Origin of the sequence: Deinococcus phoenicis, assembly GCF_000599865.1 — a bacterium.
Taxonomy (GTDB): domain Bacteria; phylum Deinococcota; class Deinococci; order Deinococcales; family Deinococcaceae; genus Deinococcus; species Deinococcus phoenicis.
This window is the reverse complement of record NZ_JHAC01000019.1, coordinates 1-23,448: the sequence shown is the minus strand read 5'-3', so window position 1 is coordinate 23,448 and position 23,448 is coordinate 1. Positions and strand designations below refer to the sequence as shown.

Sequence of the window (23,448 nt, the reverse complement as noted above, 5' to 3'; positions counted from 1 at the left end):
CCTGTGCGGGGGGCTTCCGCCGTGGCAGCCCCCCGCACCCCTGGGAGGGCCACATGCCGTACCTGCTCCGCAAATTCCTGATTCTGCTGCTCACCCTGTGGGTGGCGGTGACCCTCAACTTCATTTTGCCGCGCCTCGTGCCGGGGGATCCGGTAGGCGCGATGATCGCGCGGTACCAGGGCAAGCTCGACCCCAGCGCGGTAGACGCCCTCAAGCTCGCCTACGGCTTGAACGATCAGGGCGGGCTGCTGGGCCAGTATTTCGCGTACCTGGGCAAGCTCCTGCGCGGCGACTTCGGCCGCTCCATCGGGCAGTTCCCCACCCCGGTGAGTGAGATCATCGCGCAGGCGGCGCCCTGGACCATCGGGCTGATCGGCGTCTGCACCGTCCTCGCGGTGGTGCTGGGCAGCGCCCTGGGGCTGTACAGCGCGTGGCGGCGGGGGCAGCCGCTCGCGGACGCGCTGCCGCCGCTGGCACTGTTCCTGAACTCGATGCCCTACTTCTGGTTCGCGCTGCTGCTGCTGTATCTGCTGGCGTTCAAGAGCAGCGTCTTTCCTCTCAGCGGCGGCCTCGACCCCTTTCTCACGCCGCACAGCCCCACGTGGTGGGTCAGTCTGCTGCGCCACGCCACGCTGCCCGCCCTCACGATCATCGTGACCTCGGCAGGGGGATGGCTGATCACCATGCGCAACAACGTGATGGGCGTGATGAGCGAGGATTACATCGCGTTCGCGCGGGCCAAGGGCCTCTCGGAAGGCCGCATCCTGAACCGCTACGTGCTGCGCAACGCGCTGCTACCCTCCTTTACCGCCTTCGGCATGGCGCTGGGCTTCGTGGTGGGCGGCAGCATCCTGACCGAGACGGTCTTCAGTTACCCCGGTCTGGGGCTGCAACTGTACAACGCAGTCACCAATCTCGATTACCCGCTGATGCAGGCGATCTTCCTGTACATCGCGCTGGCCGTGCTGATCGCCAACTTCGTCGTGGACGCGCTGTATGCCCTGCTGGACCCCCGCGTGCGGGACGGAAAGGCCGCATGAAGGGCCTGCTGACGATTCTGCGGCGCTCGCCCCGTGCGGCGTTCGGCGTGGGCCTGCTGGCGGCCCTACTGCTGCTCGCGCTGCTGGCCCCCCTGCTCACGCCCTACAGCCCGACCTCGCAGGCGTTCGGGACCTGGCTGAAACCCGGTGGGGAGCACCTGCTGGGGACCACGGCGCTGGGGCAGGACATCTGGTCGCAACTGGTGTACGGCGCGCGGCTCACGCTGCTGATCGGCTTCACCGCCGGTCTGGTCGCCACCGCCATCGGCACGGCCCTGGGGCTGAGCGCCGCGTACTTCGGGGGCCGCACCGACGAGGCGATCAACGTGCTGATCAACGTCTTCCTGGTGCTGCCGGGGCTGCCGCTGCTGATCATCGCCAGCGCCTTTTTGCGGGGCGGTGGCGTGTGGTCGATCATCCTGGTGATCGCCCTGACGGGCTGGGCCTGGGGCGCGCGCGTGCTGCGGTCGCAGGCCCTCGCGTTGCGGAACCGGGATTTCGTGCAGGCGGCCATCGTCAGCGGCGAGCGTCCGGCGCGCATCATCTTCGCGGAGATGCTGCCGAACCTCGCGGGTCTGATCGCCGCCGGGTTTTTCAGCACCGCGCTGTATGCCGTGCTGAGTGAGGCAGCCCTGGCCTTCCTGGGCATGGGGGACGTGTCCCAGGTGACCTGGGGGACCATGATGTACTGGGCGCAGGCGCGGGGAGCACTGCTCCAGGGGGCCTGGTGGTGGGTCGCCGCGCCCGGCCTGTGCATCGCCCTGCTGGGCACCGCCTTCGCACTGGTCAACTTCGGCATCGACGAGGTGACCAATCCCAGGGTCATCCACGAAGCCCGGGCCACCCGCGTGCTGCGCCGCAACCGCGCTGCCCCGCAGGCGGAACCGGCACTGGAGCCGCCCCAGCCGCTGCTGGCCATCCGGCACCTCAGCGCCGGGTACGTGACGCCGCAAGGCCCGGTCCGCGCCGTGCGGGACGTGACCCTGAGCGTGGCCCCCGGTGAGTTCCTGGGACTGGCGGGAGAGTCCGGCTGCGGCAAAAGCACCCTGGCCTTCGCGGCCACCCGCCTGCTGGACGCTCCGGGGGTGGTGTTTGACGGAGAAGCCCGTCTCGCCGGACAGGACCTCCTCGCCCTGAATCCCGCGGAGTTGCGGCGGGTGCGCTGGAAGGACTACAGCCTGGTGTTCCAGGCGAGCATGAACATCCTCAACCCGGTGTTGCGGATTCGCGAGCAGGTCTACGACGCCATGCAGGCCCACGGCGTGCAGGACCGGGGCAGGCTGGAGGCCCGCGCGCGGGAACTGTTCGCGCTGGTCGGCATCCGCGAGGACTACCTGAACGCCTACCCGCACCAGCTTTCCGGCGGCATGAAGCAGCGGGTGGTCATCGCCATCGCGCTGGCCCTCGAACCGAAGCTCGTCGTGATGGACGAACCCACCACCGCTCTGGACGTCGTGGTGCAGCGCCAGATTTTGCAGGAGATCGACGCCGTCCGCAAACGCCTGGGGATCAGCATCGTCTTTATCACGCACGACCTGAGCCTGCTGGTGGAGATGAGTGACCGCATCGCCATCATGTACGCCGGGGAAGTGGTGGAGGAAGCCCCCGCGCATGAGCTGTACGCCCAGCCCAAGCACCCCTACACCCGCAGGCTGATGGGCGCCTTCCCGCCACTGGAAGGGCCACGCGAACGCCGCGAGGGCATCCCCGGCCGTCCGCCCTCCCTCGCGCAGGACATCCCGTACTGCCCCTTCTTCGAGCGCTGCCCGAACCACCTGCCCGGCACGTGTGACGTGTTCAAGCCCGCCCGCGTCGAGGTGACGTCGGGGCACAGCGTGGCCTGCTTCCTGCATTCCCCCGCCGTGAAGGAGGAAGCGTATGCCGCAGACTGAACCCCACGCCAGGAGTACTGCAAAGCCGAATGCGGCGGATGAACCTGCACCCGCCCTGATCCTCGAAGGGCTGACCAAGGTCTTCCAGGTGGGCCGTTCGGGCCGCAGCGTGACGGCGGTGAACAACGTGACCCTCAGCATCGGGCGGGGCGAGGTGCTGGGTCTGGTCGGCGAGAGCGGCAGCGGCAAGAGCACCATCGCACGCCTGATCGCGCACCTGCACGAACCCACGAGCGGAGCGATGTGCCTCGCGGGGAAGCCGGTCCCCCGGCAGTTGCGCGGCCGCGCCCTGACCCGCTTTCGCAAGGACGTGCAGATGATCTTTCAGGACCCCTTCGCGAGTCTGAATCCGCTGCACACCATCGGGTACACCCTGGCGCGGCCCCTCGAGATCCACGGCTTCGCCCGGAAAGGGAACGTGCAGGCGCAGGTCAGCACGCTGCTCGACCGGGTGGGCCTCTCGCCCGGCGCGAGTTACGCCGCCAAGCGTCCCCACGAACTCAGCGGCGGGCAGCGGCAGCGCGTCGTGATCGCCCGTGCGCTCGCGGCGCGGCCTGAACTCATCCTCGCGGACGAGCCGACGAGCGCCCTCGACGTGTCCATCCGGCTCGACATCATGAACCTGCTGCTCGACCTGCGCGATCAGGAGGGCCTCTCGATGCTGTTCATCACGCACGACCTCGCGGGTGCCCGCTACATGAGTGACCGCATCGCCGTGATGTACGCCGGTTATCTCGTCGAGATCGGCCCGGCCGAGCGCGTCATCGGCCAGCCGCAGATGCCGTACACGCAACTGCTCAAGCGTGCGGCCCCCAAACCGGAGGGCAACCTGAATGCCGGGGGTCTGGAAGCGCCCGGCGAGATCCCCGACCTCGCGAACCTGCCGCCCGGATGCCCTTTCGAGCCGCGTTGCCCACACGCCCGCGCGGTCTGCCGGGCTGGCCTGCCCCGGATGTACGACGTGGGGGCCGGGCACCAGGCGCGCTGCATCCTGCACGATCCGGAACTGGCCGCGCAGCCTCTCCTCCACCCTGCCCTCCAGCCCCACGCCACCCTCTGAACGACTGCCCCGTTTCCCCCACAGGAGCGTTCCCGTGCCCCCACAATCCCTGAAGCCGCAAGATCAGCAGTTTGTCGCGCGGCTGCTCGCGCAGATGACCCTCGACGAGAAGATCGGGCAGATGACGCAGCCCGAGAAGAACAGCGTCAAGCCCGGTGACGTCACCCGTCTCTCACTCGGCTCCGTCCTGAGCGGCGGCGGCGGCAACCCCGACCCGAACACCCCGGCGGCGTGGCGCGAGATGGTCACGGCCTTCATCGAGGAGTCCCTCCAGACCCGCCTGAAGATTCCCCTGCTGTACGGCGTGGACGCGGTACACGGCCACAACAATGTGGTGGGCGCGACCATCTTTCCGCACAACATCGGCCTGGGAGCGGCCGGAGACGCCGACCTCGTGCGCCGGATCGGGCGGGCCACCGCGGTGGAGGTCGCGGCGACAAACGTCCGCTGGACCTTCGCGCCCGCCGTCAGCGTTCCGCAGGACCTCCGCTGGGGCCGGACGTACGAGGGCTACAGCCAGGACCCGGCCGCCGTGTCCGAACTGGCCACCGCCCTGATCGAGGGGCTTGGGGGGGACGGCTGGGACGGCCCGACGGCCGTGCTGCCCTCCGTGAAGCATTTCGTGGCCGACGCGGCCACCACCTGGGGCAGTTCAAAGCGGGTGGACCGCAGCGCGCTGACCACCGACCGGACGCTCGCCATTGCCCAGATGGGGCAGGACTTCGTCGAACTGCTGGACCTCGGCGCCTGGCAGATCGACCAGGGGGACGCGGAGATCGACGAGGCGACCCTGCGGGCCGTGCATCTCCCCCCGTACCGGGCCGCCATCGAGGCGGGTGCCCTGAACGTGATGGCGTCCTACAGCGCCTGGCAGGGCCTGAAGATGCACGCCCACCGCTCCCTGCTGACGGACGTCCTCAAGGGCGAGCTGGGCTTTCCGGGCTTCGTGGTCAGCGACTGGGAGGGCATCGACCAGATTCATCCCGGCGACTATGACCGCTGCGTGGTCGAGGCCATCAACGCGGGCATCGACATGGTGATGGTGCCGTTCGACTACGAGCGCTTCATCGCCAGCCTGCGCCGAGCCGTGCAGGCCGGAGAGGTCAGCGAGGCACGCATCGACGACGCCGTGCGGCGCATTCTGACGGCCAAGGCCGCGCTGGGCCTGTTCCGGCAGCCCCACACCGACCCGGCCCTGCTGGACCAGGTGGGCTGCGCCGCGCACCGGGCCACCGCGCGTGAGGCGGTCGCCAAATCGCTGGTGCTGCTCCGGAACGCAGGGAACGTGCTGCCGCTCGACCCGCACGCCGAACTGCTGGTGGCGGGCGCCGACGCGGACGACCTCGGCGCGCAGTGCGGCGGGTGGTCGATCTCCTGGATGGGCGGTCGCGGCCCCACCACCCCGGGCACGACGCTGCTGGAGGGCCTGCGGGCGGAGGCCGGACCGGACCGGGTCCACTTCAGCCTGAACGGCGAGGTGGACCGCGACTACAGCGTGGGCGTGGTGGTCGTGGCCGAAGAGCCGTATGCCGAGGGAATGGGGGACCGCGCAGAACTGCGCCTGAGTGACGCGCAGCTGGCCCTGATTGACCGGGTTCGCGCCCGTTGCGCGCGGCTGGTGGTCGTGCTTCTGTCCGGTCGCCCCCTGATCGTCACCGGGCAGCTGCCGGACTGGGACGCCTTTGTCGCGGCCTGGCTGCCAGGGACCGAGGGGCAGGGGGTCGCGGACGCGCTGTTCGGCCGCGTGCCGTTCACTGGACGGCTGTCCTTCGACTGGCCGCGCTCACAGGAGGAACTCCGGCGCAGCCAGGGCACGTCACCCCTGTTCCGTATCGGTGAAGGTCTCGCGCCCGGGGCACCGCTGGCGGTCCGCTCACTGTCCGCTTCGCGCCCCTCCCGAGGCTCCACATGACGTTCACCCCCACCTAGCCCACCGGCCTCGACGCGCTGCTCGACCAGATGACCCTCGAAGAGCAGGTCTCGCTGCTCGCGGGCGCAGACTCCTGGCGCACGGTCCCGATTCCCCGCCTGAAGATTCCCTCCCCGAAGATGACCGACGGCCCCGCCGGGGCACGTGGGGGCGGCGCGCTCGTCGGGGGCCGCCGCACCGCCGCCTTCCCGGTGGGCATCGCGCTCGGAGCCACCTGGAATGCCGAACTGCTGCACGACATCGGCGTTCATCTCGCCCGTGAAGCGCGGGACAAGGGGGCGGGGGTCCTGCTGGCTCCCACGCTGAATCTCTTCCGCAGCAGCCTGAACGGGCGCAACTTCGAGAGCTACTCGGAAGACCCCTCCCTCACGGGCACGCTGGGTACCGCCTCCGTGCAGGGCCTCCAGTCCGGAGGTGTGGCGGCCACCGTCAAGCACTTCGTCGGCAACGAGTCCGAGTATCAGCGCAACACCATCAGCAGCGACATTCCCGAACGCGCCCTGCGCGAACTGTACCTGTGGCCCTTCGAGATGAAGGTGCGGCAGGGGGGGCCTGGGCCGTCATGACGGGCTACAACAAGTTAAGCGGCACGTATTGCAGCGAGAACCCCGGCTCCTGGGGGGCATCCTGCGCGGTGAATGGGGCTTCGACGGGCTGGTGATGAGCGACTGGGGCGGCACCCATTCCGCTGGGAAAAGCGTACGTGCGGGTCTGGACCTGGAGATGCCCGGACCGGCCAAAGCCCGCGCGGGCCTGCTGGCCGAAGCCGAACATGACGGGGCCACCCAGCAGGCGGTCCGGGAAGCCGCCCGCAACGTGCTGCGACTGATGGAGCGCACCGGCACCTCGACGTCCGCGACGAGGCGGAGCGTGACGAGGAACATCCGGAAACCCGGACGTTGATTCGCCGCGTCGGGGCCGAGGGAACGGTGCTGCTGAAGAATGCGGGCGGGCTGCTGCCCCTCCCCGCCGGAGCGAAGGTGGCGGTGATCGGGTCAAACGCGGCCACCGCACAGATCATGGGGGGCGGCAGCTCCCAGTTGAATGCCCACCGCCGGACCTTGCCCCTGGCAGGACCGCTGAACTTGATGTAGCCCGTCATGACGGCCTACCTGCCCGTGGTCCATTCCATTGGCACACTTCACAGGCATGCCGGGTTGAATCTGGCTCTGCCTCGCCATCTCCTGCCGCCTTCAGCCTACCCATTCGCCCTTAACCCTCCAATGAGCCAACCGCCAATCCAGCTCCATATCTGAACAAGCAGACATATGAATCCTTGCTCAGGTATAGTGTGGCCATGACCTCCTCGCCTGCCCGCCCAGACCCGGCCGCACCCGGCGCTGCCCACCTGACCTATTTTGTGGACGGCATGGACTGTGCCAGTTGCGTGCAGAAGGTGGAGCGGATGGTCGCTGGCCTGCCTGGCACCGCCGATGTGAAAACCAGCTTCACCAAGCAGACGTTGAGCCTGGACCTCGACGAGACGCAGACCGGACGGGCCACCCTGGAACGGAACCTCAAGGCCCTGGGGTACACTCCCTCCCTGCTGGAACAGCCGAAGAGCACCGTTCCTCGGGCAGAGGCGGCCGGGCATGACCACAGCGGTCACGACCACGCGGGTCACGGGCATGTCCACGAGGCACCCAGGCCGGGGCAGCCCTGGTACGCCAGCGGGCAGGGCAAGCTGGTCCTCATCTCGGGCGTGCTGCTGGCCCTCGCCTGGCTCTTCAGCTTCATCGAGCCGCAGTTCGCCATCTCCGGCTACATCGCGGCCACGCTGCTCGGCGTGTGGCCCCTGGCGAACAAGGCGGTCGCCAGTGCCCGCCTCGGGGACCCCTTCAGCATCAATATGCTGGTCAGTCTCGCGGCCATCGGGGCGGTCCTGATCGGTCAGGCCGCCGAGGGTGCGGTGGTCGTGTTCTTCTTCGCGGTCGGTGAATTGCTGGAAGGGGTGGCCGCCGGACGCGCCCGGGCAGGCATTCAGGCGCTGGCGGCCCTCGCGCCCAAGACCGCACTCTTAGTCGAGGGCAGCGGAGTCCGTGAAGTGCCTGCCGATGCCCTGACGGTCGGCCAGACGGTGCAGGTGAATCCCGGTGCGCGCGTCCCCGCGGACGGCGCCATCCTGACCGGCACCTCCAGCCTGGACGACAGCCCGGTGACCGGGGAAAGCGTGCCCGTCAGCAAGGGTGCGGGGGACAGCGTGTATGCGGGCAGCATCAACACCGACGGCGTGCTGACGGTGCGTGTCGAAAAGGCCGCGAGCGACAACACCATCGCGCGCATCATCCACCTCGTTGAGGAAGCCGAGGGCAGCAAGGCGCCCACCGCCCGCTTCATCGACCGCTTCAGCCGGTATTACACGCCGGGCGTGGTGCTGGTCTCCGCCCTGGTCGCGCTGGTGCCGCCACTGCTGTTCGGCGCGGCATGGCACACCTGGCTGTACAAGGGCATCGCCCTGCTGTTGATCGGCTGCCCCTGTGCGCTGGTCCTGAGCGTGCCCGCGGCCATTACCAGCGGCATCAGCGCCGGTACGCGGCGGGGGTTGCTGATCAAGGGTGGCGCGGCACTGGAAACCATCGGCACCGTCAAGACCATTGCCTTCGACAAGACCGGGACACTGACTGCTGGCAAGCCCTGCGTGACGGACGTCGTTGCCTCGCAGCATCTTGACCGGAACGAGGTCCTGCGTCTGGCCGCCGCCGTGGAAGCGGGCAGCAGCCATCCTCTGGCAAAGGCCATCACCGACGCGGCGCAGCAGGCGAAGCTGACACTTCCTGCCGTGACCGAGGCCCAGGCCATCCCTGGCAAAGCGGTGACGGCCACCGTCGAGGGCCGGACTCTCAGCGTGAGTTCTCCCAGACACGCGGCCAGCCTGGTCAACCTGCCTGCCGACCTGAGTGACACCATCCGCACCTTCGAGGAGCAGGGCCGCACCGCTGTCGTGCTGCTGGACAGGAATACTCCACTCGGCGTGCTGGCCATCCGCGACGAGCCTCGCCCGGAGGCCAAGGCGGCCATCGCGCAGCTCCACAACCTCGGCGTGAACACGGTGATGTTGACCGGTGACAACGCCCGCACCGGACAGGCTATCGCCCGCGACCTGGGGCTGGACGTGCGGGCGGAACTGCTACCCGAGGACAAGCTTCGCCTGATTGCGGACCTGAAAGCGCGGGGCGGCGTGGCGATGGTCGGGGACGGCATCAACGACGCGCCCGCTCTGGCACAGAGTGACGTGGGCATTGCGATGGGCGGCGGGACGGACGTGGCCCTGGAAACCGCCGACGCTGCCCTGCTTCAGGAGCGCGTTACCGGCGTGGCCGATCTGGTTTCCCTCTCACGCGCCACCATGGGCAACATCAAGGCCAATATTGCCTTCGCACTGGGCCTCAAGGCGATCTTCCTGGTCACCACCCTGCTGGGCTACACCAACCTGTGGATGGCGATTCTGGCCGATACGGGTGCGACGGCGCTGGTCACCGCCAACGCCCTGCGGCTGCTGCGCTGGAAAGGCCGTGAAGCCCGTCCCACCCGGAATACCCTGCCCCACACCACGCCGCACCGCGCCTGAGGAGGTTCCATGCCTGCCATCACCCTCTATACCGTCCCTCAGTGCGCCGACTGCGAGGCGATCAAGCGGCTGCTCCAGCACCACGGGGCGACCTACACCGAAAAGAACGTGCGGGGCGACCCGGAGGCGCTGGCGGAGATGCAGCGGCGGGCGAATGTCCGAATCGCTCCCGTCACAGCTATCGGTGAACATGTTTTCTACGGCCCCTTTGACGAGCAGCGCCCCCGGATTCTGGCGGCCCTCGGCTCAGGGACTTCTTGAGCGCGCCTCTCCAGCAGATTCTGGCGCTCACCCTGATTCCGGTGGCGGCTACCATCCTCGGCGGGGTGGTGGCCAGCTTCCGTACGCCCGGTGAGCGGCTCCGCGCTAGGCGTGGTGGTGATGCTGCTCGTCCGGGCCTTCGCCGAACGCCTGGAAGGTGCAGACGAAAACCAGAGCACTGCCGGGAACCTCGGCCTGATCGCCGCCGTCGGAATTGACGTGCTGATCGACGGCCTGCTGATCGGCGTGGGCTGCGTAGCAGGCGCACGGGTCGGCCCCTGCTGGTGGTCGCCCTGACCCTGGAATTGCTCTTCCTGGGCGTCTCGGTAGCCTCCAGCCTGGGGCAATCCGGCGCGTCGCGCCGCCGCATCAGTCTGACGGTGACGGGCCTGAGCCTGCTGGTCATCCTGGGTGCCCTGCTGGGGGGCACGCTGCTTCAGGGCCTCACGGGGCTGGGACTGGAGATCGTGCTGCCCTTCGGGGCGGCCCTCCTGTTCCTGGTCACCGAGGAACTGCTGACCCAGGCGCACGAGGTCAAGGAAACACCGCTGATCACGGCGGCCTTCTTCGCGGGCTTCGTGGCCCTCTACCTGCTGGAGCGGGCCTCGTGAGGCCGCAGGGAGGTGAAGGGGTGACGTTCCCGCTGCCCGGCCTGCGCTATGGTCAGGACATGAGAACCGCTTCTCAAGATGACGTGTGCGACGTGCCGTGCGTTCATCCCGAGGCGGTGGCCCGTGTCCGGTCAGCCCTGCCCGACGCCTCCTGTGTGGAGGCCGCCAGCACCCTGCTCAAGGTCGTGGCCGATCCCACCCGGCTGCGGATGCTCAGTGCCCTGAACATCGAGGAGCTGTGCGTGTGCGACCTGGCCAACATTGCGGGAATCAGCGAGAGTGCGGCCAGCCACCAGTTGCGCCTGCTGCGCGCCCACCGCCTGGTGACTTCCCGCAAGGAAGGCCGGGTGGTGTACTACCGCCTGCTGGATGGGCACATCACCAGCCTGATCGGCAGCGCCATCGAGCACGCGGGGGAATGAGCATCCGGTTGCCCGTGCCGGGTGCCGCTTGACATGTCCGCAGGGCACGGCTCCATCATGGGCAGGTGACGCCCCTTCGCCGCGTCGCGCTGCTCGCCTGGATACTCGTGACGGTTCTGGTGGGTCTCGCGTGGCTGGTCGCCTCAGCCAGGAATGTGCAGGCGCGGTTCGAGACCGGCGCCCGCATCCTGCACCGTGTGCTGTCCCAGCGCAGCGAGCAGCAGGAGGCCGTGCTCGCCAGCCTGACCGCCTTGACCCGGGCAGGCGTGTCGGATGAGGCGCTTCACCAGTACGTCGGGGCCATGCGTGCCCAGTATCCACAGATCGTGGGCGTGCAGCGCTGCCGTGCGGGCTGCATGGACCTCGGGTCAAGCGGCGCGGCGCTGCCGGGGGATGCCCTCTCCCCGGACCGGACGGGCCTGCGCTGGCATCCCACGTCGCCCACGCTCTACGCCCTCTCCCAGGGGGACATGCGTGTATGGGTGGCTGCCCCGCGTCTGTTCCGGGCGGAGGACTTTGCGGATCTGACCTCAGGTTTCCAGCTGGTGCGCCCGGAGGACGGCACCGTTCTGGTCGGGCAAGCGGCGTGGACGCCCCTCCCTGCAACGGACCGCTTCCTGCCGGTGCTGCGCGTGAACAAGGTGCTGGGCAGCACGGCACAACCCTTCGTGTTCGTGGGCGAACACCCGTTGCGCTGGGCTGAACTTCCCCTGGCGGGCGTGGCGCTGCTGGCCCTCCTCCTGGGTCTGGGCACCGTGCTGCTGGTGCGCCTGGTGGAAGGGCGTGAACGCGCCCGCGCCGCCGCCCGGATGGCCGAACAGGCGTTGCAGGCCGAGCGTTCGCGTGCCCGGCATGCCTTTCATGCGGTCAACGAGGCGCTCGTGGTCACGGATGCCCAGCACCGGGTGCGCCTCGCCAACCCCGCCGCTTACGCCTTGCTGGGGAATGCTTTTCTGGAGGGAGGCGACCTGCGGGAGATGGTCCACTTCCGGGCCACACTCGACCAGGAGCCTTTCGACCCGGACGCCTTTTGGGGCCAGGCGGCACCCGTCAAGTTGCCCCAGGGCGTCACGCTCGTGACGGATGGGGGCGCGCGTCTGGTAGAGGGTGCCCTCGCCCCAGTTCAGGGCGAGGACGGGCAGGCCGCCGGGTGGGTGCTCGTGCTGCGCGACGTGGGGCCGCTGCGGGCCAGAGTCGTCACGGCGCTGGAAGCGAGCGAGCGCCGGGTGCGCGAGCACGAGCAGGCCCTGGCCCATGTCACCCGCCTCTCCACCCTGGGCGAGATGAGCACGGGCCTGGCGCACGAACTCAACCAGCCGCTGACCGCCATCGTGAGCTACGGGCAGGCGGCCCTGCGGATGCTGGCCGACCCCGAGCGGGACGAGGCCCGGGTGCGGCGCTCGGTGGAGGCGACCGTCACCCAGGCCAAGCGGGCGGCGAGCATCATCACTCACCTGCGCACCCTGGTGAAGCGTGCCCCTACCCAGACACGCCCAGTGGACGTGAATCAGGTCCTGGAAAACGTCGCGGCGCTCACAGCCCACGAGGCCGGGCGCGCCGGAGTGGTGCTGGCGGTCCACCCCAGCACGCGGCTTCTGATCGTGCAGGGCGATCCGGTGCAGTTGGAGCAGGTCCTGCTCAACCTCGTGCACAACGCGGTTGAGGCGACGCGGGGCCATACGGGGGCCGAGGTGCAGCTCGTCGCCCGCCAGCAGCAAGAGGCCGCCCGGGTGGAAGTGCGCGACACTGGGCCGGGACTGGCACCCGAGGTGCGCCAACGGCTCTTCACGCCGTTTACCACCACCAAGCCCGAAGGACTCGGGCTGGGCCTGTCCCTGTCCCATACCCTCGTGCAGGGCATGGGCGGCGACCTGCGGGAGGAGAGCGGCCCTGGGGGCGGCGCGGTCTTCACCGTGACCCTGCCGCTTGCCGTGGAGGCGAGTGCCCATGCCTGAATCCCACACCGAACCCACCGTCTTCCTGGTCGACGACGACGACGCGGTGCGCGACGCACTCGCCACCCTGATCGGCACCGTCGGATTGACCGTGCGCGACTACCCTGATTCGAAAACCTTTCTGGAAGGCTTCGATCCCGGCGTCATCGGCTGCCTGATCCTCGACGTGCGGATGCCGCAGGTCAGCGGGTTGCAACTTCAGGAACACCTCACGCAGGAGGGCGTGGACCTGCCGGTCATCGTGATCACCGGGCACGGCGATATCGACGTGTGCCGCCGCGCCTTCAAGGGCGGAGCGGTGGAGTTCCTCACCAAGCCGGTGGACGAACTGGCCCTGCTCGAAGCCATCGGGCTGGGGGTCCGCACCCACCTGGCCCGGAGATCACGGCTGGCTGCCACCCGGGAGGCGCGCGAGGCCATCACGGGGCTGACCGGGCGTGAGCGGGAGGTCCTGCGGCTGATCGTGGACGGCGCGAGCAACAAGCAGGCCGCGCGGGTGCTGGGCATCTCCGCCCGCACGGTGGAGACGCACCGCGCGAGCCTGTTCGAGAAGCTGGGCGTGGACTCCCTGGCGCAGCTCGTGCGGGTGTACCTCACCAGCGTGGGGGAAGGTCCGTAAAACTACGGAGGTCACCTGGGAATGACCCGCATGGTGCCGCACCCTCCCTGGACGCCACAGTGGGCGCATGAAGCGGACCCTGCTGACCCTGCTCGCCCTGAGCCTGCCCGCCGCCCTCGCCCAGACGACCACCCCGCCCGCGCAGGCCGGGCCACAACCTGTCCAACTCGCCACGACGCCCAGCGTGACCCAGGCGAGCCTCAGTCTTGCCGCCGCTGTGCGCATCGCGCAGCTTGCGGTCAACAATTGCGCGCAGCAAGGCTACAACGTCGCCGCGACAGTGGTGGACCGGGCAGGCGTGACGCTGGCGGTGGCCCGCGCCGAGAACGCCGGGCCGCATACCGTGGATGCCAGCCTCCGCAAGGCGTACACCAGTGCCAGTGCCCGCAACCTGACCTCCGCGATGGTCCAGAATCTGGCGAGCACCCCCACCCTGGCCGATATTCCCGGTTTCCTGGTCCTGGCGGGCGGCGTGCCGGTGCGGGTGAATAACGCGGTGGTCGGCGCCGTCGGCGTGGGCGGCGCGCCCAGCGGGCTGACCGACGAGAAGTGCGCTGCTGACGCCATCACCACGGTCCTGAGCCGGTGAGACCCGTCCTGCTGGCCGTCCTGCTCGTCCTGCCCTGGTCGGGCGTGGGCGGGGCGGCCACCCCTCCCAGCCCAACGACCCTGAACGCCGCCCTCTGGCAGGCGGCCGAGCGTGGCGACGCGGCCCGCGTGCGTGACCGCCTGAAGCGCGGAGCGTCCGCCAATACCCGGCGAGCGGACGGTCGCACGGCCTTAACAAGTGCCGCCCTCGGGAACCCCACCGCTGTGGCCCGCCTGCTTATCGGTGCGGGAGCTGACCCCGACCCGGCCTCATGGTAGCAATGGAACGGGGAACCGGCATAGCGCCCTTTTCACTCGTCCAGCACGTTATCTGAATCACGTAAGAGGCGCAGCTCCTCCTGCTTCACCGCCTCTACTCAGGCGTACTGCCCTTCCAGGTGAAGGTGCCCAGCCCGCAAGGGGGCTGCCACTTCACGTCCTCGTCTCGCACCTCCCCGCAGACGCTCGACGGCCAGCCCCGGAGACCGGCTGTGCCACAGGGTAAACGTGTTCAGCACCCACCCGAGCGGCCTTGCCCAATGACCCCTTCTTCCCCTTCCCCGGGTGTTCCGCCATGAATGGCGTCCACGACCTGTTTCAGGAGGGGGGTGACGTCCTCTCCCCACAGCAAAACCAACTCCGTCTCAACGAGGTGGCGTACCCCATCTCGATGCGCCCGCCTGTCAGCGGGGCCACGCACCCGGTCAGATCGGTACGCTCCATGCGCCAGGCGAAATTCCACTCGCCACAAGACGGGCAGGGCAACGCATTCGGTGGGTGGGATGTCAGGAAAGGCACCTTGCAGATGGAGCACTGTCCAACCGTCTCCCGGCCCGCCCTGACCCGCCGGGAGACGGCTTCCTGCTGGCGGGCGTGCTTGCGGCCCAAGCGATTCACGCCGGACACCAGCGTCTTAAACTCATTGTCCGCGTCGGTCAGGGCGGGATTTTTCAGCACGGCACGCAGGACCCGCTCCCCTGTGCTTCTCTCTGCTGTGCTCAAGCAGGTGCCGGGGCTGGTGGTCAATGCCTGGTCGCGGTTGCTGGTGCTCCGGCGGAGGCGAGGAGAGCGCTGGGCCTCCATCCCCTCAGCCACGATCTCGATGCCATCGAACAACAAGGCCCGCTCCCTATAAGGAGCGGGTCACAAATGAAGCCGTGCCGGATCTTTGAAAGTAAGGGTGGACCGGCGCGGAAGCCTGGGTGGAGGGCCGCCCTTTTTTTATATTCCTGCTGCCAGTGGTATCCTGATGAGGACCACCAGCAGGGGGAGTCTCAGGAATTATTCCAGTGACAACCGGCCAACCAGCTCAGGGTTCCCAGCCAGACTTCAAACCCGATGTACTCGGGAAATTCCTCATGAAGCCGGTCTTCCGCTGCCGGAAAGGGATTCGTGGGGACGGCGGATGCAGGACTCGGCGGCAGAGGTGCAGCAGTAGGAAGGAGGGCCCTCGTGGTGGAGAATGCTGTCAGGGCAACGAGGAAGAGGGCGCGCCGCGTGTCTCAGCCTGCCCCACCCTGGCTGACGACGAGTGAGAGGGTACCGATGTGCGGCCTCCTGACCTTGTTGGGGATGTGTCAGGAAAGCGATACCGTCCCCCCTCCGTGTTCAGCCCCCGCGCTGTGTCGAGGGGACACGCGATAACCAGGGATGCGCGGTGCCGCTCGAACCTCGACAGCGACTGCAGCACCAGCCGCCTGGAGTCGTTGCCCGTTGCCGGGACTGCCGCGGGCCTCATCAAGCCAGCTTCCTGCCCGCTTTACATGCCCTAGCCTGGGACCATGTGGAAAGCTCTGGCCGCTCTGGGAAGTACCTGTCTGGTGTGTTCGACCATCCTCCTGGCTGCGGATAAAGTGGCGCGGGCCGTGATCGCCAGCGCCTACAAGTTCAGCGATACCGGGAGCGCGACCCAGGCCTTCCTGCGTGACCTCACTGGGGGACCTCCCGTTGCCTACCTGCTGCTCCTCGTCGGCCTGGGGGCCCTCGTCGGGGCCCGCAGTTCAAGCCCGCGGTGAGGTCTGAAGCCAGCGGACAGACCTGCCCAGGAGGAGTCGCGGGGGGAAAGGTTGGAGCAGGGCCCTCAGCGCCGCCTCCTGCCGGGGCTGATCCCACGCCGGCCCTGTTCCTGGAGCCGCGAAGGCTCCGTGTGGAACACTCAGGCATGGCGACCGTGACCGAACTGGACGTGCTGCGCGGGGTCGTGCGGTTTTCACGCCACCCGGAAGCAGAACTCGGCCTCTGGCCGGGAAGCCTGCCGCACCGCGCCCTCTGTCCCTTCCCCTCCGCGCTTCCCCAGGTTCTGGGAACCCTGGAGCAGGTCCCGCCCTCTCCCAGCGAGTACACGGCGGAGATTCTCTTTCTTCCGCTGGCATCACCAGAACAGGACCGCTTCATCCGGGAAGTGAATGCCTCACTGCTGGAACTCGGCTGGCGAAGGCCGGAGTCGCTCTGGCCGCCCCACCACACGGGCGGTTTCCTGAGTCTCCTGCAGGCGGAGTGGCCCGCCCCAGAGGAGCTGCCGTCGCCCCCCGACCCCCCGATGACCCTGCTGCATGATGCTTCAAAGATGGTGGCCTCCTGGGATGTCCGGTTTGCGGGGAGCGAGCAGCCGGAGCTGTATCTCAGCCTGACCCTGCAAGCCGGCCACGCCTATGACCACTCCACCCGGCAGAACCGCGCGGCCCGGATGCCGGAGTTGCCGGCTCTCGTCCCACCGGCAGGCTGGAGCGTGGAGGTGCTGGGCGGTGGGGGAAGCGGCAACCAGCGCGGCTCGAACAGTGCGTCGCTGGCGCTCCTGCGGGGGGAGGGGCAGACCGGGATGCTACACGACCAGTACGCTGACCAGCTGCCGTCGGCGGGCTGGCAGGAGCGAGGCCGCACGGGAGTGCCCGAACTCTGGACCAGCCTATGGCGAACGCCCGAGGGCGACTTGGGCCTGCTCTCCCTTGCCCAGCGGGAGGAGAAGCTGTGGCAGGCCCACCTGAACCTCAGCCGGCTGAATGGGGCCGGGCAGCAGGAGGCAGGGGCCAGCTGGTTCTCGTTCTGAGGAGATGGGCAGCTCAGGGCCTTGCCTATTGGGGAATGGATAGCCTGCCCGATGGCATCGGATCTGGCCGCTCAGCGGTGCAGCTTCCCCTGCCGGAACTCGTGGCGGTGAGCCGCAAGCCCAACGTCAGCGGCGGCGTCCCCGGGCCGGATGTGCCTGAAATGCCGCGAGACGCACGGGGGACAGGTCCCCGGCCCTGACGGCGGCCTGCACGGCGCAGCCGGGCTCGGTGGTATGGGTACATTTGCGGAACCGGCACTGCGCCGCGAGCGCCTCAACGTCCCCGAAATCGGCGGAGTCCGCGTCCCACACGGCGATGTCACGCAGGCCGGGATTGTCGATCAAGAGTCCGCCCCCGGGCACGAGGTACAGCGTGCGCGCGGTGGTGGTGTGGCGACCCTGCTGATCGCTGACCCGCACCTCGCCGGTGAGTGCGGCGTCGCGGCCCAAGAGGGCGTTGGTGAGGGTGGATTTGCCCACACCGGACGACCCGATCAGGGCAAGCGTCACACCCTCGGCCAGAAGTGCCCGCACGCCCTGCAGGCCCTCACCAGTCGCCGCCGCGACGGTATGCACCTCCAGATCGGCCCCCAGGGTGCGCAGCTGCTCCAGCCACCAGTGCACGTTCTCGCGGAGATCGGTCTTGTTGAGCACCAGCGCCGGGCGCGCCCCACTTTGCCACACGGCCTGTATGTAGCGCTCCAGCCGCTCAAGGTCAAAGTCAGCGTCGGGAGTCGTGACGATCAGGATAAGGTCCACGTTGGCCGCGATCACCTGCTGGCGCGCCGCCTGGGGCCGGCGGCGCTCGTTGTCGGCCCCCAGCGCCCGGGCAAAGGTAGTGCGCCGGGGCAGGAGACCCACCACGCGCCCGGCGTTCTCTGGTCCCATCTGAAGCACGCACCAGTCGCCGAGAGCAGGAATAACCTCGCCCTGTCGCCGTAAGGCCCCAGCCAGCCGGGCTTCCTGCTCACCGTGCAGGCCGCGCACGCGGAAGGTCTGGCGCGAAGTGCCGACGACCCGCACCGGCGTCAACTGGCCACGCTCGTCAGGAGAGAGGGGAGCGCAAAACGCCCGGTACGCGGCGTCGAAGTCGTCTCCCCAGCCCAGGGCTTGGAGTTCAGGAACCATAGCAAGACCAGATCGGGGCGTTCAGGCAGTTCAATGCGGTTCTCCGGAGGGGATCCGCCTCAGGTCACCGGGCGCGCGGCGGCGCACTCCGGGCAATGCGGTGCATTGCTCCTGACGCGGGAGCGATATGCGGGGCACCTCTGGACAAGCGACCGGACTGGAATCGTGGCGCGACCGTGCCGGACTGAACCCCGCGGGGCGTGACCGGACTTCCCTCCAGCCAGAGGCGGGCTGCAGCGTGCAACTTGCCCCGAAGGTACAGAAGACGGTTTTGCGGTGTCAAACGGCAGATACTGGTTCTTCAGGCGCGCCGCCCGGGAGCACGCCCTTCCCGGTCAGGCCTCCTGCCTTTCGCCCACCCAGAGCCGCTTGAGGTTGATGCGCCCGTACGCATCCGGGGCGACGTCCCGGATCAGCGGGTGCACGTTCCGGCGCTTCACCCGGTGGTGGGTCAGGTTGACGTGGTGGCCGCTGACCAGCAGGCGTTCCACCCGGTCGAGGACCGCCTCGTACTCGGCAAATGTGCGGGCGGTGCGGTAGGCGTCCAGCGCCCCGTCCACCCCGGCCAGCACTTCCGTGGGGAGCAGGCGGCGGAACAGCAGTTCGGGCTGGCGCAGCGCCGTCCAGAAGGAGAGGTGCTCGTCCGCGCCGGCCACCTCGCCCAGCAGCACCAGGTCGGCGGCGTCCCCACTGGCCGGGGTGGCGGTGAGGGGGTACGGGTGAAGGTCGAGTTGTAGGCCATGCTGGGCAGCGCGGGCGACCAGCCATTCCCCTTCCGCCAATGGGTCGGGCAGATCCAGCACCCAGAGGCGCAGGGGCGGGCCGGTGTAGGCCGCTTCCCGCAGGAGGGCCGCGGCCCTGGCCCCGCTGCGGAGGCGGGGCGGCTGCTGGGCGCTGCGGCGCGGAAAGAAGGACGTGGCGGGCACCAGGGGATCCCGGCGTTCCGTCTCCCGCCAGAAGGCCGATACGTCGTGCAACTCGCCGATGGCCGCGCGCAGGGCCGCGTTCCGGGCCGCCGGTCGCGCCGCGTTCCAGATCAGGAACTGCACGCCCACCTCGGCCTGCCAGCCGTCCACCGTGGCGGGCGCCGCGCCCTCCACCTGATAGTGCCGGACGTTCCCGTGATCGGCGCCGCCCACCCGGTAGACCTCCACCTCGTCGATCAGGGGACGGCCTGCGAAGTGGGCGTCAAAGGCGGTGAGGCGAAAGCCCCCATTCAGCGGCGTCCAGCGGAAGGCCCCGGTGCCTACGGGCTGTCCCTCGTCAAAGGGCACGTCGCGCGGGAGGATCAGCGCCTGGGTGTCGGCCAGCCGCCGGGGCAGGAAAGCGTCGGGCCGGGCGAGGTGCAGCCGCACGGTAGAGGGGCCCGCGGCCTCCGCGCGCAGCAGATCGGGCAGGAACCAGGGCGCGCCGTCCCGCAGGCGTTCCAGGGTGAACTGCACGTCCCGGGCATCCAGCGTGCGCCCGTGGTGGAAAGCCACGGCCTTGCGGAGGTGGAAGGTCCAGCACAGGCCGTCCGCCGACACCCCCCAGTGGTGGGCGAGGTGCGGCTGGAGGGCCCCCGACTCCGTGTCGAAGCGGGTCAGCGGGTCCAGCACCTGCGCGAGCAGATGGGCCTCGGCGGTCGCGCTGGCGTGCAGGGGATCGAGGCTGGTCAGGTCGCGGGTGAGCACCGTACGCAGCCGGTCTGCCCCGGCGGGCGTGGCGCTCAGGCCGAACACGTCCCGGGCAGCGTCGGTGAGGACCCAGGCGCGCGGGAAGGGCAACCGCGAGAGCCGCGCGAGGTCCCCGGCAGCGCCCTGGGCGGCCAGCTGTTCCGTGAGGTCCTCCAGGTCAGCCTTCAGCCCCGTGGCGAAGGCGACGCGCGAGGTGTTGCCTCTCCCCCGCCCCGGCGCGTAGCTCAGCCGCCCCTGAGCATGCAGCCGGACAAGCTGCCGCCGGGCCGTCCGGGGACTGCAGGCCCACCAGCGCGCGGCGTCCTCCAGCCGCAGCCCATGGCAGGCGTGTTCCCCGTCCCGGTCATACAGGGCGGCCCGCAGTTCCAGGTAGGGCCAGTCCGGAGGAGAAAAAGAGGACATGATTCCCGCATTCTGGCTCTTTTTTCCTCTTTTGGCCTCGCCCAGACTGGCGGGCATGTGGGGAACGCTGCACCGCAACGTCAAGGTTCGCATCATCAACTCGTTTCTCACGCGTATGGTGGGCGGCGCGATCTTCCCCTTCATGGCGATCTACTTCACGCAGCAGCTCGGCGCGGGCCTGGCCGGGCTGCTCCTGATACTGCTGGTGGCCGTGCAGTTCCTGGCGGGGCTGTACGGCGGCGGACTGGCGGACGCCTGGGGCCGGCGCCGCACCCTGCTCGCCGGGGAAGTCCTCAAGGTGCTGGCCTTCGCGGGGCTGCTGCTTGCCAACCTGTGGGTGCCGCTGCCGTGGTGGACCTTCGCGGCGCTGGTGGTCATCAACGTCGCCAACGGGCTGATCAATCCCGCCGCCGAGGCCATGCTGGTGGACGTCAGCACCCCGGAAAGCCGGACCTTCATGTACGCCGTGAACTACTGGGCGATCAACGCTTCTCTCCTGGTCGGCACGCTGCTGGGCGGCTGGCTGTACCAGGATCACTTCGTGGCGCTGCTCGCGGGTCTGCTGGGCATGTCGTTCGTGACGCTCTTCCTCGCGCAGCGCTTCATGACCGAGACGCTGGGCGGGCCGCGCCGCACGGCGAGTGAGGTGCGGGAGAGCATGGGATGGCGCCCCCTGCTGGGCAGTTACGCGCAGGTGGCCAGGGACCGGACCTACCTCCTCTTCCTGCTGGGCTTCGTGCTGCTGATGAGTATCGAGTTCGGGCGGCAGAACTTCATCCCGGTACATCTGGCGCAGGCCTTCACCCCGCAGACCTTCCTGGGCCTGCCGCTGACCGGCGTGAAGGCCATGAGCCTGCTGACCGCCGTCAACACCATCATGATCGTCGCCTTCACCATCCCGGTCAGCCAGTGGGTGAAGGGCCGTGACCTGAAGCGGGTGATGGCCTGGGGCTTTGTGCTCTTCGCGGGGGGCTTCGCCGTGCTGAACGGCAGCGTGCACCTGGGCGCGCTGATCGCCGGAAGTGTCGTGCTGTCGGTGGGGGAACTGCTGTACGTGCCCACCCGCCAGACCCTGCTGGCCGACCTGATCCCCGAGGGCAAACGCGGCGCCTACCTCGCCGTGAACGGGCAGGTCTTCACCCTCGGGAAGTGGCTCGCGGCCCTGGGCGTGCCCCTGGGTGCCCAGATCGGCGGCACCGGGATGATGCTGGTCGTGCTGGGGCTGGGCGTCCTGGCCGTGCTGCTGAGCCTCACGGGATTGCGCGGGCAGCCCGCGGGCGCTCCCCTGGCGGGGGAAGCGGCTTGACCCTCCTGCCCGGACTCGCCCGCGCCTCCCCGCGTAATTTTGGCTGCTGTGAGTGCGCCCTGGCCAACCTTGGCGGGAAGTCGTGGTGCCGCTGCTGAACTTTTAGAGCATTTGTCAAAAAGAGACCTTCTTTTTGACCGAGCGGGCGGGCAGCGGGCAGGCCCTATATGGGTGCCGTTTTGCCCAAGACGGCGTCCTCAAGGGGAGGGCAGGCTTGCTCAAGCGAGTCCGTTCTGACCGACCGTCCGTTCTGGAGGAGTGGCGTGCTTCTGCGCGTCCGTTCACGACGATGCCCAAGACAGCGCGTGAAAGAGGGAGAGCGTTTGGGACTTGCAAAGCTCCGAAGGAGAGAGTGGAACCGTTAGAGGTGTCCTTCCCCAGAGCGGCGTCATTCGGACAAATGCTCTATCCCATGTCCGGCGGCCTCGCTGCGTATCATCCACCCGTCAGACGGCTGCTCTAGCCTGGCGCCATGCACCGAACTTCCCGGCTGCTGTGGGCGCTCCTGCTCACGGCGACCCCCCTGGCGGCAGCGCAGGCGGTTTCCCTCAAGCTGACGGAGACCTGGACCTTCGGCGGACACGCGGGCGAGGTGACCTGGGGGACGCTGACGCCGGACGGGGCGCGGGTCTACACCCAGAGCGGGCCGCAGCTCCTTACCTGGAACGCGGCGAGCGGGGGGCTGCTGCAAAGCCGCGAACCTGCCCCCGGCCAGCGCCTGACTCTCCCGAGCAATGACTGGTCCAGCGTCGCCGCCCCGGACGGCCTACGGACGCTGGTGCAGGTGGGCGAGGGGGACAAGGCACGGCTGAAGGTGCTGGAACTGGCCAGCGGCACCTTCAGCGGCGATTTTGGCCCGTTGCCGAATGCCTTCCGTCAGCAGTGGACACCGGGGCAACGGGCGGTGGCCTTTATCAGCCATCAGGCACCCTACGTCTATTACTGGCGGGAAGGCCAGGCCGGCGCGCTGACCCCCAGCGGCGAGGCCGCGCAGCACGGGGGCGACCTACAGGCCGTCTTCGCGCCGGACGCCCGCACCCTGTACGTGCTGGGCAAGCAGCTCACCGCTTACGACATGACGGGCGACGCCCCGCGTCCCTTGTGGTCGTTGACCGGGCCGGAGGTGGCGGGACGCGAGGGAGGGCCGCTGCCTGGCTGGGAGACGCCCTTTGCCTCAACCGTCCTGAGCCACAACCCGGCCCGCCCCCAACTGCTGCTCTCCTCGGCGCAGGGGCTGCTGCTGCTGGGGACGCAGGGCGACCCGGCGCCGCTGTGGCTCGACCCCAGGTTCAGCGAGGTAGCGGGCATCTTCACCGTCGCCTGGAGTCCGGGCGGCGAGCGGGTCTTTCTCGGCGCGGCGGGCTACCTCCACGAGATCGACACCGCGACGGGCCGCACGCTGGGCATCGTGGACGGCAGAAGCCTGCTGGCCCAGACGCCGCAGAAGCTGTGGACGGCGCATTTTGACAGGGTGGCCGAATTTGACCGGGCAACCGGGCTGGACGAAGCGACGGTCTCCGAAGCCCCCCTCTGGAATGCACCACTGGCCGTGGATGGGGCGGGCGCACCGGTCGCTGCGCTCGTCAAAGCTGGGCCAGGGCTGGCGGTGCGGCGTTGGGCGGGCGGACAGGCGACGGTGACGCCGCTGAGCGACCATTTCACCCGGGCCGCGGGGCTCTCGCCGGAGGGTGGGCGCGTCGCCAGCGTCGGCAGCGCCAACGTGCAGATGCTGGACCGGGGCACCCGGCGCGTGCTGTGGCAGGTCACGGCACGCAACGCCTACGCGCTGGCGTTCTCGCCGGATGGCCGCCTGCTCGCGCTGGGCGAGGGCGGGCAAACCCGCCTGCTGGACGTGGAGACGGGGCAGGTCCGGGCCACCCTTAGAGCGTGTTTGAAAAGTGCAGAGGGAACAGCGCAGCGGGCCAGGTTCTGGTCCGCTGTCTT

General features: G+C 69.0%; 22 protein-coding genes. 20 read left to right on the top strand and 2 right to left on the bottom strand.

The features are described 5' to 3' along the window. Positions 1–53 precede the first annotated feature (53 nt). The 18 genes from DEIPH_RS06470 to DEIPH_RS06405 all read left to right on the top strand — a co-directional run bounded on the left by DEIPH_RS06470 (position 54) and on the right by DEIPH_RS06405 (position 16,992). Positions 54–1,040 (top strand): ABC transporter permease, encoded by a 987-nt coding sequence (locus DEIPH_RS06470; RefSeq protein ID WP_034355663.1) that lies wholly within the window; start codon positions 54–56, stop codon positions 1,038–1,040. Further along, positions 1,037–2,932, top strand: coding sequence for a dipeptide/oligopeptide/nickel ABC transporter permease/ATP-binding protein (locus DEIPH_RS06465; RefSeq protein WP_034355660.1), 1,896 nt, complete (start codon positions 1,037–1,039; stop codon positions 2,930–2,932). Before DEIPH_RS06470 ends, DEIPH_RS06465 begins: the two co-directional genes overlap by 4 nt. Beyond that, positions 2,919–3,992 (top strand): ABC transporter ATP-binding protein, encoded by a 1,074-nt coding sequence (locus DEIPH_RS06460; RefSeq protein ID WP_034355657.1) that lies wholly within the window; start codon positions 2,919–2,921, stop codon positions 3,990–3,992. The genes DEIPH_RS06465 and DEIPH_RS06460 overlap by 14 nt, the downstream gene beginning before the upstream one ends. A gap of 34 nt (positions 3,993–4,026) precedes the next feature. Then, on the top strand, positions 4,027–5,904 hold the full coding sequence (locus tag DEIPH_RS06455) for a glycoside hydrolase family 3 protein (protein ID WP_235183187.1): 1,878 nt from the start codon (positions 4,027–4,029) through the stop codon (positions 5,902–5,904). Between the two features lie 47 nt (positions 5,905–5,951). Next, positions 5,952–6,488: a glycoside hydrolase family 3 N-terminal domain-containing protein gene (locus tag DEIPH_RS20780; RefSeq protein WP_051517200.1), complete on the top strand. Its 537-nt coding sequence runs from the start codon at positions 5,952–5,954 to the stop codon at positions 6,486–6,488. Positions 6,489–6,516: 28 nt separating this feature from the next. Next, complete coding sequence (locus DEIPH_RS20775) at positions 6,517–6,825, top strand: glycoside hydrolase family 3 N-terminal domain-containing protein (protein ID WP_051517199.1); 309 nt, start codon at positions 6,517–6,519, stop codon at positions 6,823–6,825. Further along, positions 6,822–7,016, top strand: a complete 195-nt coding sequence (locus DEIPH_RS20445) for a glycoside hydrolase family 3 C-terminal domain-containing protein (RefSeq protein WP_051517198.1) — start codon at positions 6,822–6,824, stop codon at positions 7,014–7,016. Before DEIPH_RS20775 ends, DEIPH_RS20445 begins: the two co-directional genes overlap by 4 nt. A gap of 203 nt (positions 7,017–7,219) precedes the next feature. After that, positions 7,220–9,490, top strand: a complete 2,271-nt coding sequence (locus DEIPH_RS06445) for a heavy metal translocating P-type ATPase (protein WP_051517197.1) — start codon at positions 7,220–7,222, stop codon at positions 9,488–9,490. A gap of 9 nt (positions 9,491–9,499) precedes the next feature. Continuing rightward, positions 9,500–9,751: a glutaredoxin family protein gene (locus DEIPH_RS06440; RefSeq protein ID WP_034355654.1), complete on the top strand. Its 252-nt coding sequence runs from the start codon at positions 9,500–9,502 to the stop codon at positions 9,749–9,751. A gap of 90 nt (positions 9,752–9,841) precedes the next feature. Beyond that, positions 9,842–10,048, top strand: coding sequence for a hypothetical protein (locus DEIPH_RS20590; RefSeq protein ID WP_235183186.1), 207 nt, complete (start codon positions 9,842–9,844; stop codon positions 10,046–10,048). Then, positions 10,036–10,362: a ZIP family metal transporter gene (locus tag DEIPH_RS20585; protein WP_235183185.1), complete on the top strand. Its 327-nt coding sequence runs from the start codon at positions 10,036–10,038 to the stop codon at positions 10,360–10,362. Before DEIPH_RS20590 ends, DEIPH_RS20585 begins: the two co-directional genes overlap by 13 nt. A gap of 59 nt (positions 10,363–10,421) precedes the next feature. After that, positions 10,422–10,784, top strand: a complete 363-nt coding sequence (locus tag DEIPH_RS06430) for an ArsR/SmtB family transcription factor (protein ID WP_034355693.1) — start codon at positions 10,422–10,424, stop codon at positions 10,782–10,784. Between the two features lie 65 nt (positions 10,785–10,849). After that, positions 10,850–12,739 carry a sensor histidine kinase gene (locus tag DEIPH_RS18690; RefSeq protein ID WP_051517196.1) on the top strand — a complete coding sequence of 630 codons (1,890 nt, stop codon included), beginning with the start codon at positions 10,850–10,852 and terminating at the stop codon, positions 12,737–12,739. Further along, positions 12,732–13,358, top strand: a complete 627-nt coding sequence (locus DEIPH_RS06420) for a response regulator transcription factor (protein ID WP_034355652.1) — start codon at positions 12,732–12,734, stop codon at positions 13,356–13,358. Before DEIPH_RS18690 ends, DEIPH_RS06420 begins: the two co-directional genes overlap by 8 nt. Positions 13,359–13,425: 67 nt before the next feature. Continuing rightward, positions 13,426–13,947, top strand: coding sequence for a GlcG/HbpS family heme-binding protein (locus DEIPH_RS06415; RefSeq protein ID WP_034355649.1), 522 nt, complete (start codon positions 13,426–13,428; stop codon positions 13,945–13,947). Beyond that, entirely contained in the window at positions 13,944–14,225 is a 282-nt protein-coding gene (locus tag DEIPH_RS19740; protein WP_152544839.1) for an ankyrin repeat domain-containing protein, read from the top strand. Before DEIPH_RS06415 ends, DEIPH_RS19740 begins: the two co-directional genes overlap by 4 nt. A 1,502-nt stretch (positions 14,226–15,727) precedes the next feature. After that, positions 15,728–15,961, top strand: a complete 234-nt coding sequence (locus DEIPH_RS19735; protein ID WP_152544838.1) for a hypothetical protein — start codon at positions 15,728–15,730, stop codon at positions 15,959–15,961. A gap of 146 nt (positions 15,962–16,107) precedes the next feature. After that, the gene (locus tag DEIPH_RS06405; protein ID WP_034355643.1) at positions 16,108–16,992 is read left to right on the top strand and encodes a hypothetical protein; all 885 of its coding nucleotides are present in this window, start codon (positions 16,108–16,110) and stop codon (positions 16,990–16,992) included. Positions 16,993–17,118: 126 nt separating this feature from the next. Here DEIPH_RS06405 and rsgA read toward each other — a convergent pair whose 3' ends face one another. Next, positions 17,119–18,120, bottom strand: coding sequence for a ribosome small subunit-dependent GTPase A (gene rsgA, locus DEIPH_RS06400; RefSeq protein WP_034355640.1), 1,002 nt, complete (start codon positions 18,118–18,120; stop codon positions 17,119–17,121). Between the two features lie 335 nt (positions 18,121–18,455). Beyond that, positions 18,456–20,198, bottom strand: a complete 1,743-nt coding sequence (locus DEIPH_RS06395) for an ABC transporter substrate-binding protein (RefSeq protein WP_034355637.1) — start codon at positions 20,196–20,198, stop codon at positions 18,456–18,458. 55 nt (positions 20,199–20,253) lie between these two features. On the opposite strand from DEIPH_RS06395, the gene DEIPH_RS06390 reads away from it, so the two are divergent. Further along, positions 20,254–21,504, top strand: a complete 1,251-nt coding sequence (locus tag DEIPH_RS06390) for an MDR family MFS transporter (protein ID WP_034355687.1) — start codon at positions 20,254–20,256, stop codon at positions 21,502–21,504. A 472-nt stretch (positions 21,505–21,976) separates the two neighbouring features. Further along, positions 21,977–23,448, top strand: a 1,472-nt coding sequence (locus DEIPH_RS06385; protein ID WP_034355634.1) for a WD40 repeat domain-containing protein, incomplete at its 3' end; no start/stop codon positions are given.